The organism is Hyella patelloides LEGE 07179 (assembly GCF_900659865.1).
In the GTDB taxonomy this organism is placed as follows: domain Bacteria; phylum Cyanobacteriota; class Cyanobacteriia; order Cyanobacteriales; family Xenococcaceae; genus Hyella; species Hyella patelloides.
This window is the reverse complement of sequence record NZ_LR213825.1, coordinates 1-15,378: the sequence shown is the minus strand read 5'-3', so window position 1 is coordinate 15,378 and position 15,378 is coordinate 1. Positions and strand designations below refer to the sequence as shown.

General features: G+C 35.1%; 19 protein-coding genes and 1 pseudogene. 10 read left to right on the top strand and 10 right to left on the bottom strand.

Translation table 11 applies throughout. The annotated features are described in order from the left end of the window. Positions 1 to 83: 83 nt before the first annotated feature. Positions 84 to 1,682 (bottom strand): VanZ family protein, encoded by a 1,599-nt coding sequence (locus H1P_RS11650; RefSeq protein ID WP_144867290.1) that lies wholly within the window; start codon positions 1,680 to 1,682, stop codon positions 84 to 86. 171 nt (positions 1,683 to 1,853) lie between these two features. On the opposite strand from H1P_RS11650, the gene H1P_RS11645 reads away from it, so the two are divergent. Further along, the gene (locus H1P_RS11645) at positions 1,854 to 2,207 is read left to right on the top strand and encodes a hypothetical protein (RefSeq protein ID WP_144867289.1); all 354 of its coding nucleotides are present in this window, start codon (positions 1,854 to 1,856) and stop codon (positions 2,205 to 2,207) included. Between the two features lie 74 nt (positions 2,208 to 2,281). Here the strand turns inward: H1P_RS11645 and H1P_RS11640 are convergent, their stop codons facing one another. The 6 genes and pseudogenes from H1P_RS11640 to H1P_RS11620 form a co-directional block, all read right to left on the bottom strand. Continuing rightward, positions 2,282 to 2,950, bottom strand: a complete 669-nt coding sequence (locus tag H1P_RS11640; RefSeq protein WP_144867288.1) for a HEAT repeat domain-containing protein — start codon at positions 2,948 to 2,950, stop codon at positions 2,282 to 2,284. 180 nt (positions 2,951 to 3,130) lie between these two features. After that, positions 3,131 to 3,496 carry a hypothetical protein gene (locus H1P_RS38195; RefSeq protein WP_246141629.1) on the bottom strand — a complete coding sequence of 122 codons (366 nt, stop codon included), beginning with the start codon at positions 3,494 to 3,496 and terminating at the stop codon, positions 3,131 to 3,133. Positions 3,497 to 3,538: 42 nt separating this feature from the next. Then, positions 3,539 to 3,949 (bottom strand): annotated as a pseudogene (locus H1P_RS38190) (class I SAM-dependent methyltransferase); the annotation flags it as partial. Continuing rightward, the gene (locus H1P_RS11630) at positions 3,942 to 4,331 is read right to left on the bottom strand and encodes a VOC family protein (RefSeq protein WP_144867287.1); all 390 of its coding nucleotides are present in this window, start codon (positions 4,329 to 4,331) and stop codon (positions 3,942 to 3,944) included. The gene H1P_RS11630 and the pseudogene H1P_RS38190, both read right to left, overlap by 8 nt. A gap of 107 nt (positions 4,332 to 4,438) precedes the next feature. Further along, positions 4,439 to 4,831: a nuclear transport factor 2 family protein gene (locus tag H1P_RS11625; RefSeq protein WP_144867286.1), complete on the bottom strand. Its 393-nt coding sequence runs from the start codon at positions 4,829 to 4,831 to the stop codon at positions 4,439 to 4,441. Between the two features lie 5 nt (positions 4,832 to 4,836). After that, the gene (locus H1P_RS11620; protein ID WP_144867285.1) at positions 4,837 to 5,457 is read right to left on the bottom strand and encodes an FMN-dependent NADH-azoreductase; all 621 of its coding nucleotides are present in this window, start codon (positions 5,455 to 5,457) and stop codon (positions 4,837 to 4,839) included. Positions 5,458 to 5,563: 106 nt separating this feature from the next. Between H1P_RS11620 and H1P_RS11615 the strand changes: the two genes are divergently transcribed. The 3 genes from H1P_RS11615 to H1P_RS11605 all read left to right on the top strand — a co-directional run bounded on the left by H1P_RS11615 (position 5,564) and on the right by H1P_RS11605 (position 8,566). Beyond that, complete coding sequence (locus H1P_RS11615) at positions 5,564 to 5,887, top strand: winged helix-turn-helix transcriptional regulator (RefSeq protein WP_144867284.1); 324 nt, start codon at positions 5,564 to 5,566, stop codon at positions 5,885 to 5,887. 315 nt (positions 5,888 to 6,202) lie between these two features. Continuing rightward, positions 6,203 to 7,699 carry a SulP family inorganic anion transporter gene (locus H1P_RS11610; protein WP_144867283.1) on the top strand — a complete coding sequence of 499 codons (1,497 nt, stop codon included), beginning with the start codon at positions 6,203 to 6,205 and terminating at the stop codon, positions 7,697 to 7,699. Positions 7,700 to 7,708: 9 nt separating this feature from the next. Continuing rightward, entirely contained in the window at positions 7,709 to 8,566 is an 858-nt protein-coding gene (locus tag H1P_RS11605) for a universal stress protein (protein WP_144867282.1), read from the top strand. 126 nt (positions 8,567 to 8,692) lie between these two features. On the opposite strand, the gene H1P_RS11600 is transcribed toward H1P_RS11605, so the two are convergent. From H1P_RS11600 to gatB, 3 genes are all read right to left on the bottom strand, one after another. Next, complete coding sequence (locus H1P_RS11600) at positions 8,693 to 8,920, bottom strand: type II toxin-antitoxin system HicB family antitoxin (protein ID WP_144867281.1); 228 nt, start codon at positions 8,918 to 8,920, stop codon at positions 8,693 to 8,695. Then, the gene (locus tag H1P_RS11595) at positions 8,907 to 9,122 is read right to left on the bottom strand and encodes a type II toxin-antitoxin system HicA family toxin (protein ID WP_144867280.1); all 216 of its coding nucleotides are present in this window, start codon (positions 9,120 to 9,122) and stop codon (positions 8,907 to 8,909) included. The genes H1P_RS11600 and H1P_RS11595 overlap by 14 nt, the downstream gene beginning before the upstream one ends. Before the next feature lie 98 nt (positions 9,123 to 9,220). Continuing rightward, entirely contained in the window at positions 9,221 to 10,711 is a 1,491-nt protein-coding gene (gatB, locus tag H1P_RS11590; protein ID WP_144867279.1) for an Asp-tRNA(Asn)/Glu-tRNA(Gln) amidotransferase subunit GatB, read from the bottom strand. Between the two features lie 167 nt (positions 10,712 to 10,878). Between gatB and H1P_RS11585 the strand changes: the two genes are divergently transcribed. The 6 genes from H1P_RS11585 to H1P_RS11560 form a co-directional block, all read left to right on the top strand. Beyond that, positions 10,879 to 11,100, top strand: a complete 222-nt coding sequence (locus tag H1P_RS11585; RefSeq protein ID WP_144867278.1) for a type II toxin-antitoxin system VapB family antitoxin — start codon at positions 10,879 to 10,881, stop codon at positions 11,098 to 11,100. A 63-nt stretch (positions 11,101 to 11,163) separates the two neighbouring features. Next, entirely contained in the window at positions 11,164 to 12,081 is a 918-nt protein-coding gene (locus tag H1P_RS11580; protein WP_144867277.1) for a hypothetical protein, read from the top strand. A 300-nt stretch (positions 12,082 to 12,381) separates the two neighbouring features. Next, on the top strand, positions 12,382 to 12,597 hold the full coding sequence (locus H1P_RS11575; RefSeq protein ID WP_144867276.1) for a hypothetical protein: 216 nt from the start codon (positions 12,382 to 12,384) through the stop codon (positions 12,595 to 12,597). After that, positions 12,590 to 13,015, top strand: a complete 426-nt coding sequence (locus H1P_RS11570) for a pepsin/retropepsin-like aspartic protease family protein (RefSeq protein ID WP_144867275.1) — start codon at positions 12,590 to 12,592, stop codon at positions 13,013 to 13,015. Before H1P_RS11575 ends, H1P_RS11570 begins: the two co-directional genes overlap by 8 nt. Positions 13,016 to 13,336: 321 nt before the next feature. Further along, positions 13,337 to 13,906 carry a CPBP family glutamic-type intramembrane protease gene (locus tag H1P_RS11565; protein ID WP_144867274.1) on the top strand — a complete coding sequence of 190 codons (570 nt, stop codon included), beginning with the start codon at positions 13,337 to 13,339 and terminating at the stop codon, positions 13,904 to 13,906. Positions 13,907 to 13,999: 93 nt separating this feature from the next. After that, positions 14,000 to 15,378: transglycosylase domain-containing protein (locus tag H1P_RS11560; RefSeq protein WP_186375939.1), on the top strand; the 1,379-nt coding region annotated here is incomplete at its 3' end.

The following is a 15,378-nucleotide window of genomic DNA, read 5'->3' as shown; positions in this document are numbered from 1 at the left end:
TGTCCTCCATTGTAGAAATCTCTTTGATAAATTCAGATGGTATTATACAAAATCTAAGTTTTGTGCAAATTTGGCTGAAAAAATCAAATTTTTGGGCTAATTTTGGCATTGTTTTTCAATCTTCTGCCGATGGTTAGTAGAAAACTAATCGTTAAAACAGTAATTCCTAGGACTAAAAAGCTCCAACTCCAAGAGCGAATACTACTATTAATTATGATGGCTTCGACGATCGACGGAGGCAGAATTAACCCTGTAATAATCAGGATTGATAAACCCAGCAAGCGGGTACGTAATCGTTTAAAAATTAGTCCCCAAAAAATTCCCAAAGGTGCAAAAATCACTATGTAGTATAACAGAACATAAAAGAGATTACTATCTACATTAAGAGGCATTTTCTCGGCAATTGTTGAGAAAACTGTCCAAAATAGGGCTGCTTCTGAACCTAAATATAAGCTTTTTACATTGTTTACATTATCAAGATAAAATTTTAATCTAAGACCATTATAGGCGATCGCCAATTGATGAAATTCGGTATCAGTAAAAAAGTTATTAATTCTAATTTCTGGTTTTTTACCATTGGTTCCTGTTAAGGGCATTCTCACTCTAAAAATCAATGCATCACGCCATTGAGAGATGGTAAAATTGCGCCAAAGATGATCGTAAGAAAGAGAAACAATTCTGGCTGGTCCTTCTTGTTGAAAATTAGCGGTAGCTATTTTAGTAAAGATCGTAAATTGTGAGCTATTTTGAATTTCTTCAGTTAGTTTAGTTGCAGGTGATGTAGTTTGCAGCCAATGTTTACTATTGACTTCTATTGCTGTATTGCTTGCTGGAGTTCGAGATTTTCTTTGATTATCTAAATTAGATAAATTGTTGGTTAAATCAGAATAGGTTAATTGCGAATCGTTAAAAAGATAAGCCGTGATTAAATTTTCAGGTTGGTTGGTTAATGTCTTGCAAAATTTATTAGTTGGCAAAAGCTGTTTTATTTGTTGTGGATCGAGAGCATTTTTAGTAATGCAAAGAGAGGAAACTTTTCCCAACCAAGGTCGATCTCCTAACGTTTCGTTACCAATCATCAAATGGAATTTAGGATCCCAATTACTCAATTTAGTACTATCTTGGACTGTAAGCAGCATAAAAGTCATCAAGAAAAAATATAACAGCCAGAAAATAGTTAAACTCTGTAAACGAATGAAAGGAACGTTAAATTTGTTGAAAAATAATAATTTATGAGATAGCTGCTGATTGAAATTTTTAAACCAGAAAAAAATAATTCCTCCCAGCAATCCTCCAGAGCTATTAGCTAATACATCTGATAAAGTGGAATTACGAGAAATCAAGAAAATTTGACATAATTCAACAGTCAAAGTCAAACATAAGCTTACAAGAAAAACTAGAGTAGTGACTTTATACTTAGCATTTACTCTTGGACTCAGAAAAGCAGCCAATCCCAAGCCGAAAGGAATAAACAAAAAAATATTAACCACAAAGTCATTAAGATTAGTGGATTGTTGAAAAGTAGAAAAAATGTAGCGAAAAGATAAATTATAAGGAATCGAAAAATCAAAAGGAAGTAGGGTGACTCCTAAAATAACTAAAACACTAATCGTAGTTACAAGATGAGCTTTCTTTTCCAGAAAAAACAGTAATCTACGACACAAGTTGCGATCGCTATTCATAGTAAGATTAATATTAAACTAAATCAAGGTTAACTAATAAACTTAACTAGAAAGTCCAATAAATTACTTTTTTATACAAAATTAAGCTTACAAAAAGAATCATGTTCTACGATTAAAACAAAGTGAGTTATGTGAGGAGCGATCGTGCAATTTCAATTTCAATTTCAAGTAGTGTCAACAGTAATATACCTAACCGCTATTAGTACTCTAGGATTTAGTTTGTTAATAGAAGAATTAAACGCCCAAACCCAAATACCTACTCAAGAGCGTCTTGACATTCCTATAGACGATCAAGCTCGTTATTTAGGAGGTTTAGAAAGTCGATCTGCTACTCAATGGGGTTTTGTAAGTGGCAACAGAGCCGAAATTGCTGAAAATTATCAGCTTCAAGTTTCTGATTCTGAAATCAAAATTACCGAACAAAAACCTCCAGAATGGAGAAATACTGGCGACGATCCTAACTATTCTGTTCTAGTAGATGTTTATGAGTTTACTGAAGAAACAAGTAGCCCCGAATTTCAATAAAAATCAGTATAAAATTATCTCAAGTGTTACTGAATAACCTTAAACTTTCCATAGTTAGTTCTCAGGAACAATCTTTAACTTTTCTCTAATCTTTCTAAAGAAATTCCTGCTGCGGTTTTTACCTGGGGATGGCTATCTTTGACCAGAAAATTTAAAGCAGAAATACTTTTTTCACTTTTCAAATTACCCAAAGCTTCTGCTAGTCTTTGCCTAATTAACCAATCTTCAGAGTCAGCAAAACGCAAAATACTATCTATAGCTTCAATTGCTTTAATCTCTCCCAAAGCAGAAATAGCAGCCTGTTGTAAAATCACCTCATCTCGATCTAAAGCCTCCATTAGTAAATGTTTAGCTCGCTCATCTTTTAAATTACCTAAAGACACCGCAGCACTAAATCTCACTAACCAACTATCATCTTCATAAAAAGCTCTGACTAAAGGCTCAAATGCTCTAGTATCCTCTAAATAGCCTAATGCGCCAGCAGCATCCGCCCTAATGCCATAATCATCATCGGTTTGTAATAAGTCAACTAAAATAGGGTAACATTCCTCAGTGGGCTTAACTCCTAAAGCAAATACCGCCATAGAACGCACTGGCAAGATATCATCGTATAACACCTTTTTGATTAAGGGTACAGCGTCTTCTGGCGCAACCTTCCTTAAAGAAACTAATGCCAATAAACGATCGCGAGAATTGTCACTTTCTAACTGCGTAGCAATCTTTTCAAGATTAAGCTGGTTCATGCTATAAAAATTTATTAAAACATTTTTTCTTCTCTATAAGATATAAGATAGCTAAATATTTGCTTTAAGGGTGTAATTTTGATGAAGTCACGCCCGTCATCGAGTTGTAAGCATAACTACCTACACACTGATAAATATACAGCCCATTTTTGAACAACGCCGTAAATCTTATAATCAAGTTCATTTAGTTGCAAACATTCGATAGATAACTGCTGTTGCTGCACTATTATCTCTATTTCCAATACTGCGAAACCACTCTAAGCCATTAGTCAGTCTTGTTTTATCTAAATCTAACTTAGCTACAATTTGAGGTACTGTAGGAGCTAGCCAAGAGTCTATATAAGCAATAAAATCCTGTAGTTTTTGTCGATCTTTATTGCTGTAATGATGAAATGGCAAAGTCTTATTTTCTATATTTTTAAATCCTGCGGAGATTAATAAATTACCTAAAGATTGTCCCATATAGGGATTCCCTCCAGACTGTAATAACAACTCACACAAACCATCTTGTAAATATTGATAATTCTTTGAGTGAGGAGTAACCAAAATAGTGCGATAATCGGTTTCTGTAAGAGTAATTGTACCTCCAGGTTTTAAAACTCTTTTGGCTTCTTGCAGTACTGATAACGGGTTAGTTAAATGCTCTAAAAACTAAATAGCGTAAATACGATCAAAAGTATTATCTTGCCAGGGTAATTGACTAGCATTACCTACTTTTAAATCTGCATTAATTAAACCAAGACTATTAAGATGTTGATGAGCGTATTCAATTTGTTTTTCCTCTAAATCAATACCAGCTATTTTTAACCCAGGAAAAGTTGTGCCTAAAATTCCTAAGACTGCTCCAGCACCACAACCAATTTCTAGTAGTTTATCCCCTAATCCGTACTTAATATCTCTCAGGATTAAATCATTGCGCCAATATTCTGCTTGTTCAATTAAACGCTCTTGCTCTGTATTAGAATAACCGTGAATATAGTCCCAAGATTGATTACTCATCTTCTAAATAATTAGCTATTTCGATTAAGTTTTGGTCAGGATCGCGAATGTAAATAGATTCGATCTTTCCGTTTGCTCCAGTTCTTTCAACTATACCCAAAACGGTCGCAATTCCACAATTTTGACAATGTTCTATTACCTGTTTTAAAGGGGTTACCGTAATTAAACAAAAATCGGCAGAGCCTGGTGTAGGAAGCTCGGCTTTAGGTTCAAACTCTCGATTAACTTGGTGTAAATTAATTTTTTGCCTGCCAAATTTTAAGGCTTTTCGGTTATTGCTGAAAGTTATTATTTCCATTCCTAAAACCTGCTGATAAAATTTACAAGTTTTGTTGATATCTGTGACAGTTAAAACAACACGATCTAAATTCGTAATTTTCATCAGTATTTTAAAAATAGAGAAATCATTTGCTTTGGTTTCTTTACTATGTCTAAATGGAAATCTTTGGTTCTTGCAAGGGTTTAGTCGCGATTTCTTCTCTTTACATCTTACTTAAAAACAATGGCATCCCAAATAACTTTAGTATCTGCAAACTGTCTAAATAGTGTTACTTTACCATCAACTAGATCGTATACATGAGCAGCATCAGAGCGAAATGATTTTCCACTAATTTTATGAACACCTTCATAAAATCCAATAACAATTACGGAAGTACCAGCATCTAAGTATTCTTCGATTTTAAAACTCCAAGATTCCCAATCAAGATTAAATGCTTTAAAAACATTATCGATGACTGCATCTGCACCATAACTAATTGAGCCATTAGGAAATCCTTGATTTTGAATCCATTTCAAATTAGGATCGCATATCTGCCTAAATGCTTCATAGTCTTTTGTTTCAAATGTTCGATAAAGCTCTTGAATTACCTCAATATTAGTCATTACTATTACCAATTACCAACTAATTTTTCAATTTCTGATTTTGCTGCTAAAAGTCCTTGCTCTCTTAATTTTGAACCCAAATCTAATCCTTCAGCATGGATAAACTGGATATCGGTTACGCCTATAAATTGGAAAGCATAACGTAAACTAGGCTCTTGAGCATCCCATCCTTCATGGGGTGAACCTGCACTATATTTGTCTCCTCTTGCGGTTATGAAGACAATCTTTTTGTTTTTAACTAATCCCTGAAATTCGTCACCTTTAATGGCAAAAGTTCGATTAACTCTAACAATATAATCAATGTAGGCTTTAAAACTAGACGGAATACTAAAGTTATACATCGGTATACTAAAAATACAGCGATCTGAAGCTAAAAACTCATCAACAAGTTCGTTAGAAAGCTGAAGAGTTTGCAGCATTTCTGGAGTTTGAGATTCCAATAGAGTGTAATTAGCAGCAATCCATTCTTCTGTGATGTGAGGAATTGGCGATGTTCTAAGATCGCGATATGTAATAATATCTTCAGGATGAAGTTTTTGCCATTCCACAACAAATTTTTTCCCTAGCTGACGTGAATGAGAACGATCTCCCCTCGGACTAGAATCTAGATGTAAAATACTTGTCATTTTTAAACCTGTAAGAAAGTTGGCGTTTCTATCTCGACATTAAAACCATTGCTTACTAAAGTAAAGTAGCTACTATAAAGTAAGTAAGTTACCTAAAAACCCAATAATGTCTACCAAGAAGCCTAAATCTAGCTCTCTAGAAAAATTACTGAATCAAATTTCAGGAAGATGGACAATGTATATTTTGTGGATTTTAGACAATAATGGCTCGCTCCGTTTTGGCGAATTAGGACGAGAAGTAGCAGGAATTTCCACAAAAGTTTTAACAGAAAGATTGCGTAAACTCGAAGCGATGGGCGTGGTTTATCGTGACTACAAAGCAACAATTCCCCCTGAAGTTACTTATGGTTTAACTGAACGTGGTCAAGAATTATCCCGAACACTCGATCCTTTATGTGAGCTTGCTTCGCGTTGGTATGATAGTCCTTAAATCAAGTGATTAATAAAGTCATAGTTTTGATGAACTTGGTGCAAATTAATTTTTTACCTGCCAAATTTTAAGGCTTTTCTATTATTGCCAAAAGTTGCTATTTCCATTCCTAAAGCCTACCGATCAAATTCACAAGTTTTGTTGATATCTGCGACAGTTTAAAAAAAATAAACTGGATATCGGTTTCCATTACTAAATTAACAATCAACAATGTAAATAATAACCATTAACAAAATACTATAAAGTTTTGTAAACTGGATAGGAGTTGAGCAATCATGCTGATGTTGTCGAGTTCAAAATTAAGGAGGGAAGTAATTGCAGCAAATATTTAAACCCGAAGAATGGGTTAGTAACATCAAAGCAGATATTTTAGCAGGAGCAGTAGTTGGTTTAGCTTTAATTCCAGAAGCGATCGCCTTTTCTATTATTGCAGGAGTTGACCCTAAAGTGGGTTTATACGCCTCTTTTATTATTGCTGTAATTACTTCTTTTCTTGGCGGTCGTCCTGCTATGATTACGGCTGCTACTGGTGGTACGGCTTTGTTAATGACTGGTTTAGTTAGTAGCCACGGTTTACAGTATCTTTTAGCAGCGACTATTTTAGCGGGAATTTTTCAGTTAGGTTGGAATTTGATTAAAATTGGTAATCAAGCAAAATTTATTTCTCGCGCTATCACTATTGGCTTTGCTAACGCCCTTGGCATTTTGATTTTTAAGGCACAATTACCCCAGTTATTCGATCTACCAGAAGATGTCATTTTTTGGCACGTTTACGCAATGGTAGCGGGGGGATTAGCGATTATTTATATCTTGCCACGTTTCACTACTGTTGTACCTTCTCCTTTGGTTGCGATTGTGGTGATTACGATGATTGCTCAAACTTTAAATATTAATGTGCCAACTGTAGGGGATATGGGGGAGTTACCAGAAACTTTACCTCTATTTGCGCTTCCTGAAGTACCTGTTAGTTTTGAGACTTTAAGTATTATTTTTCCGACAGCTTTTGCTTTATCTGTTGTGGGGGTTTTACAGTGTTTTTTAACTGCCAATGTAGTTGATGAATTAACTGATACTTCTAGTAATAAAAATCAAGAAGTCAAAGCATTAGGAATAGGAAATCTTGTTTCAGGATTTTTTGGAGGAATGGCTGGCTCAGCAATGATTGGACAGTCTGTAATTAATGTTAAATCAGGAGGCAGAACTCGCTTATCTACTTTAAGTGCAGGAGTATTATTATTATTCTTTCTTTTAATACTAAGTAAATGGGTAGCTACTATACCAATGGCTGCGTTAGTAGCAGTAATGATCATGGTATCTATTGGTACTTTTAATTGGTCATCTATCAAAAATATTAAGCGCGTACCCCGTAGTGAAACTGCTGTTATGTTAACCACAGTATTTATTACAATTTTTACCAGCAATTTGGCTTTAGGCGTAATCGTCGGCATTTCTTTAAATGCAATTTTATTCTCACGTAAATTAGCCGATCTCGTGTTTGTAGATACCGTTCTCAGTCCTGATGGTAACGAACGTATTTATAGTGTTGCTGGTCAAATTTTCTTTGTTTCTATAAACAACTTTCTTAAATACTTTAACTTTCGGGAAGATGTGGAATTAGTAAGAATTGATTTAAGTAATGCTCATCTCTGGGATCAATCCGCGATCGCAGCTATTGATAAAATAGTTTTAAATTTCCGTCGCAATGGTACAGAAGTGGATTTAGTAGGACTAAATGAGGCTAGTGCAACTCTAATTGATAAACTAGCAATTCACGATAAACAAGAAAATCTGCAAAATATAGGACGAAACTAACTATTATCAATGAAAATTCTCTTATGTACCGATGGCTCACTATACTCTCAAGTTAGCTATGAGTATACTGCTTGGATTGCCATGCGAATGGATGTAGAAATAGAAGTTTTATATGTAACCGATCTGCGTAAAGAAAAAGCTGTTAGAAGTCCTGATTTTAGCGGTAGTATTGGTATGGATGCCTACCAACAATTACTAGGTAAATTAGTCGATATAGAAAGAGATCGCGCTAAGTTGAATCACAAAAGAGCTAAGTATATTTTGCAGCAAGCAGAGGCTTTTTTATCTAGTAGAGAAGTAGATCGAATCATCCTTACTCATGAAACTGGTTTCTTAGTCGATTTATTTCATAAATTTGAAGGTAATGCTGATTTAATTGTTTTAGGAAAACGAGGAGAAACGGCTGATTTTGCCACCGAACATTTAGGGGTAAATATGGAAAGAATTGTCCGAGCTAGTCACAAACCTTGTTTAGTTACTCCCAGAGAATATAAACCCATAAATAGAGTTTTATTGGCTTATGATGGTGGAGAAAACTGTCGAAAAGCCCTTGATTACATAACAAAATATCCTGTTTTTAGTGATTTAGATTTACATCTTATTACTATTGCCACTAAAGACAAAAAAACAGCAATCAAACATCTTAAAGCAGCATCAGAAATCGCCACATCAGCTAATTTTGAACCCACTTGTCAATTATTAACTGGCGATCCAGAAGAAAAAATGCAAAAATATGTTGAAAATCATGATATTGACTTTTTAATTATGGGTGCTTATGGTCATAATCGCATTCGTCATTTAGTAATTGGTAGCACTACCGCACAAATGCTACGCAGTTCCCATATTCCTGTTTTATTATTTAGGTAATTTTTAACAATTTAAAGTTTTTTTGTAGGGGGCGGTGCTTATCCCCATTCGAGGACAATGTAAACTCTTGAGTTTAATTCAAGAGACAGCCCCTCCGCTTCGCGAATCGCCCTTACTTGTTGTAATTTAAGCAGCAGAATCACATAATGTTAGAGGTGTGGGTAAAGATTTTCCTTTCTCTTGATAGATTTCTACAAGTATATCCATGACTTCTACTGCATTTTGAAATGCTTCTTCGTAGGTTTCACCATGAGTTACCCATTGTTGTTCTTCTTGGAAGTCTGGTAGAGAAACTAAAAAACAATTATCCTCATTACTCCACTGAATCAAAATTCTGTATTTAAGATTGTTCATTTTTTTTAGCCTCTTTCACTGCTTCTTCTACTCTTTTTTCTTGATAACGTTGAGCATCTCTCCCATCTTTACCAGATAAAATTACATTCTTTTCAACATTAGGATGTTCCCAAACCGTGTGGCTACCTTTTCCTCGATCTTTCAAACAAATAAAACCAGCTTTGCGTAAAATTGCTTTGAGTTCTCTTATCTTCTTTGGCAATTTATTTACCTTATTATATCCATAATCAAAAAATTACAGCAAAATTAATGTAGTAGTGTGGGCAATGCCCACACTACCGAAAATTAGGCTACCGAAAATTAGCCTTGTAATTTTTTACCTAATAATTGATTAGTCAATTTAGGATCGGCTCTACCACCAGTTTTCTTCATTACTTGACCGACAAAAAAGCCTCTTAGTTTAGTTTTACCTGCACGGAATTTTGCTAATTCGTCAGGATGAGCAGCAATAACTTCATCAATAATTTTTTCTAACTCGACCGTATCAGAAATTTGAATCAAGCCTTTTTTCTCAACTAAAGCTTTAGCAGAACCACCTTTAGTTAATAGATCGGGAAGGATTTCTTTAGCAATTTTTCCGCTAATTGTACCCTTATCAATTAATCCTACTAATTCAGCTAGAATTTCAGGTTTAAGAGCAATATCGCTAATAGTTTGGTTGTTGTTTTTAAGATATGCAGCAATATCCCCAATCAGCCAATTGGTAACCTGTTTCGCATCTCCCCCAGCAGAGATCGCAACTTCAAAATATTCTGCTAAAGAGCGATCGTCGGTTAAAATACGAGTATCATAAGCAGATAAACCGAATTCCTCTTGATAGCGTTTTCTTTTGGCTACAGGAAGTTCTGGTAATTCTGCTTTCCAACCTTCCAATTGTTCTTTGGCTACTTCAATCGGAGGTAAATCGGGTTCGGGGAAATAACGATAGTCGCTACTACCTTCCTTCATCCGCATACTCTTAGTGCGTTGGCTTCCTTCTTGCCAAAGACGAGTTTCTTGATAAATAGGTTCGCCGTTTTCTATAGCTTCGATTTGTCTTTCTATTTCATAATCGATCGCTTTTTGAATAGCACTAAAAGAGTTCATATTCTTGATCTCTACTTTAGTACCAAATTCTTTTTGACCTACAGGACGCACAGAAATATTAACATCACAGCGTAAAGAGCCTTCTTGCATCTTACCGTCACTAATACCCAAGTAAAGCATAATGCGTCGTAACTCTTGGGCGTATTCGGCTGCTTCTTTTCCCGTACGGATATCAGGTTCAGAAACAATTTCGAGTAAAGGTACACCTGCGCGATTAAAGTCTACCAGAGAGTAAGTAGAACCATCAAGGCGATCGCTTCCCCCATGATTTAGTTTACCCGCATCTTCTTCCATATGTAAGCGAGTAATACCGATTTTCTTTTTGACTGGTTCAACATTCTGTTTATCAGCGATTTCAATTTCTAGCCATCCATGTTCCCCAATGGGTAAATCAAACTGGGAGATTTGGTAATTTTTAGGAAGATCGGGATAGAAATATTGCTTGCGATCAAATTTACTATAGGGTGCAACCTGACAGTTAATCGCTAAACAGGCTTTCACCGCGTATTCCAATACTTTTTCGTTTAGTACGGGAAGTACCCCTGGATAACCCAAGCAAATCGGGGAAATATTGCTATTAGGATTATCCGCATCAAATTTAGTTGATTCGCGACTGAAAATCTTGGTTTCAGTATTTAATTGACAATGGGTTTCTAAGCCAATCACGGCTTCGTATTCAGTCTTTGCTGGTGCAGCTTTAGGCATAAGTAGAGGTTTCTATAACGACATCTATAGACTTCTTATTTTATCTAAAACGCGATCGGGATAAAGGAATAAAGAACTAAAACAGTATCGTAAGATATTTTTGTACTATATTCAGTATAGATACATTTATAGTATGTAAGCTTGTAAGCTTATAAACACAAGGGAAAATGAAAACTAATATTGAAATTGATGACAAATTGATGGAAGAGGCTTTTAACTTAACCAATGTCAGAACAAAAAAAGAATTGGTTCATTTAGCTTTAAAAGAGTCGATCAAAACCAAAAAGAAAAAGGACTTGTTAGAGTTAAGTGGCAAAATAAAATTTCATGAGGGTTATGATTACAAGTCAATGCGAAGATATCAAACACTTCAATTGAATTCAGATTAAATATTGTATTGTTGTAAAAAATCACAATAAAGATAGTTGATAAATTGACGTTAAATAAGAACAATGCCAACATTTCCTTATCAACCAGGTTTTGAACATATAGTACCTGATTCTTACCGTTGTTCTGATGGCTGTAATAGTCATCGTTTTGAAGTTATTAAATCTTTTTCATCTTACACAACTATACACGGCGGAAGGAGGTATCGCTCTTGTCCCGATCGTAAACCTAATGACAATCCAAAATTATGTTTAGAAAATTGGATGTTATCAAACCATCTTTTTTATGATGCTTTTCCTATATCAGTAAATCGTTGTATCAATGGATATCGCAACAGGACTTATATAAAAAACATTCAGAAGACATTAGATAATAATTTTTCATTAGAGAAAGCCAAAACACCCGAACATACTCGTATTGCTCTTAGTGAAGGAATTTGTCTTTGTAATAGTCTTTTTAAGTGTTTAAGAGAACAAGGTAGATTCATAGATTGCTTTATGGTCGATCGGAGAATTGGTAGGCTTGAGTTAGTAATTAGTAATGAATATTGCGATTATGATTTTGACACGGTATTAATTGAATCAATAAACCAAAGTGTTCCTAATTCGGTAATTGAAGCTTTTGAAAGACATACTTGGTTTTCTCAACACTGTTTAAGTGAAATTTTTGTATTTAACATTCCAGTCGAAGAAAAAGATACTTATGCTATTTGTGTTGCTGGAGTAGCTGGTGATGGTTATGATAATTCCTGTCACTTTGTTGAAATTTTTGAAGAATCAGGGGAATTTATAATAGCAGCAAGTCTAGGAGAGGGTGAAATTAGTTGGCTCAATCGATGTCTTGACGGAGATGATTTTGTGGTTTCTGCGCCTAAGTGGATGAAGGCTAAAAATTCAGCTAGCGATGAGAGGAAAATGTGGTCTGAAGCAATGGCAATAAGAGTAGAAAAAGATGAAAATATAACTCGTTTGATTATGTGTTAGATTGACGCACTTTACCATAATCTAGAAACTAATATTCTCTTTTTAAATAATTGATATCTTAATTTTTAATTGGTGCATTCCTTAACTTCATTTCTGTCTCAGATAATCTTAAAAGAAAAAAGGAACACACTCTACACATAATTTGTTTCTACGATCGCTTTTTTTCGTTGATGACAAGCTTTCACCTAATGATCGCAAAAAAATAAATATTGTATACTTTTAAAATCATAAACAAAACAATACGTAGAAACGTGGTACATTGCGTATCTGCAAACAAGATATTGTAAAAAAATTAAATAAATGGTTTCAGCCGAATTACTCAAAACAATACAAAAGCTAGAACGTCAAGACAAGCTTTATCTCATGCAAGTTTTAATATCCGAATTAGCGAACGAAGAATCAGAATTAATTAAAGACAATCTTTCTTATCCTATTTGGTCGCCTTATGATGCTTTTGAAGCAGCCGATACCATGTTAGAAGTTTTAAACCAAGCTAAATCTCAAACTGATGAGTAATAGTGAAAGATATCAATTTATTAGTGCTGATACTACTTTAGGAGAAGCTGCATTTCTTCCTTATTTGCCAATTTCCCTTAATCATCAAGATAGTTCGGTTGAAATTTCTGGATTATTAGATACTGGTGCAACAGTTAACGTTTTGCCATATTCATTAGGTGCGCAACTTGGATATATTTGGGAAGATCAAACAACGACTTTAAATTTGACTGGTAATTTGGCTCACTATGAGGCTCGCGCTATTATAGTTGACGGAATAGTAGGGAATTTTGATTCAGTAAAACTTGTATTTGCTTGGACTAAAAATAATGAAGTGCCGTTAATTTTAGGACAGGTTAACTTTTTTATGGAATTTAATGTTTGTTTTTATCGATCGCAACTTTGTTTTGAAGTTAGCCCTAAGACAATAAGTTCTTGAGTTAACTAGAATATTATATATTTTTAGTATTATAAACAAAACACTACGTAGAGACGCAATGTATCACGTCTCTGTAAAACATAAAATCAAAATAAATCAACTTGTGAATAGTTAGCCATATCAATCGGAATTTTTGGTAAGTTATTTAAAGATCGCGCAATTCCAGACTAAAATGCGATCGCATTTAATTTTCTCAAGCACTTTTTAAATTCTTAATTAAATTAGTAGTAATGGGTTTAAGTTATTGGTTGGATTGGGTGGCAGTGTTTGGTTACATTGCAATTACCGTTTTTGTGATGTATCGTGTTTTTTCAACCAACGATGATTGAATTGATAAAAGCGATCGCTAATTTAATTTTAAACAAGATCGCCAGTTTGCCTGTTGTTTTAGGTACTCTTCCCAGTAAAAATGATTGGTTATTAGGAATTGTTTTACTGTTATTTTATGGTTTAGTTGCTTTGTTTTGGGGTTTTAAAAGCAATTTCTTCCATTTAAGACTGCTAACGTCTCCTTTGAAGGTCAGCCAAATCATTATGACTTCTTTTTTCGCACCAGCACTCTTAGAAGAAATAGTATTTAGGGTTTTCTTGTTACCTCAACCAACACAAAACCTTGAGCAATTACCCTGGATAGTAATAACGATCGATCTGCTAATTTTTGTGGTCTATCATCCTCTAAATGCTCTGACTTTCTTTCCGAAAGCCAATGTAACCTTCTTGAACTATACATTTCTTAGTCTGACGGCATTACTGGGTTTCATCTGTGTCATAGCCTATTGGCAAAGTGGTTCTGTATGGCTTCCTGTGATTCTACACTGGATAACTGTTATAACTTGGTTAATTGGTTTAGGTGGTTACGACCGCCTCTACAAAATAGACACAAATAACTAGAAACTATAAAGCCTCGATTACGTCGGCAATAATTAGAAAAAATAGTGTTAAGCTTTTTCCTAAGTTTACGCCTTTTCGTAAAGGAATACTAGCGTGAAATTTACTAAGAATTCCCATTCTCAATCTTCTCATGATGAGGTATTACCCCCCTCAACTAGGAAAATCAAAATTAGAAAACGTCATCGAAAGAGAAATTCTAAGCTAGGTTTAATCTTAGGTTTATTATTGGGTTTTGGCGGAACTACAATCGTTGTTATCGGTTTTTGGCAGAGGTTAGAAGCTAGTGTTCCTGATTCAGTAGCAGATGTTAGTAGCTATGCTAGACCAAATACTTTAACCATTAAAGCAGCAGATGGCAGCATTTTAAAAGAAATCGGCGAAGTTAGCCATGAAAAAATTGATTTAGCCGAAGTTCCCCCTATCTTGCATCAAGCATTTGTTGCTAGTGAAGATTCCCGTTTTTATCAACATAAGGGGATTGACTTAATCGGAATTAGTCGAGCAGCGATCGCCAATGTCAAAGCCCAAGGAGTTAAAGAAGGCGGTAGCACGATTACGCAACAGTTAGCTCGTATGGCTTATCTTAATCAAGATAGGAGAATTGGGCGCAAACTCAAAGAGATGAAAATCGCCAGCGCAATAGAGGTAAATTTGAGTAAAGTAGATATTTTAGAAACCTACTTAAACTTAGTTTATTTGGGTGCTGGTTCTTACGGTGTCGCTGATGCTGCTTGGGTTTATTTTGCAAAGACTCCCCAGGAGCTAACTTTATCAGAAGCAGCTACCCTCGCAGGAGTTGTCCCTGCACCTAGCGTTTATTCTCCCTTTAGTAACCCCGAAATAGCCAAACGGCGACGCAATACAGTATTAGACAGAATGTTAGCTGCGGGTTATATCACTCTAAATGAGGCTACTATAGCTAAAAATGAACCTCTAACCACCAATCGCAAGCATCCCAAAAGGTTAGAACGTAAATGGCAATACTTTACTAACTACATCGAAAAAGAATTACCCAAATATGTAGATCGAGAAACCCTGGCTGAAGGAGGAATAGTGGTGGAAACTTCTCTCGATCCTCTGTGGCAAACCGCAGCCAAAACCACTGTCAGTTATGGCTTACAAAAATACGGTGAGTGGCAAAAATTTCAGGAAGCAGCCATAGTAGCTCTCGACCCAAAAACTGGCGCAATTAAAGCAATGATCGGGGGTAAAGACTTTGGTGACAATCAGTATAATCGGGTTACTCAAGCACAACGTCAACCAGGATCGACCTTTAAAACTTTTGTCTATGCAGCAGCAATGGCATCGGGATTTTCGCCTGAAAAAACCTATTTAGATGCAGAATTTTTTGTTGACGGGTATCAACCGAAAAACAATAAAGAAAGATATCGGGGAACCAATGTTTCTCTCTACGATGCTTTCGTATCCTCGATTAACACTGTGGCATTGCAAACCATTATTGATGTGGGGGG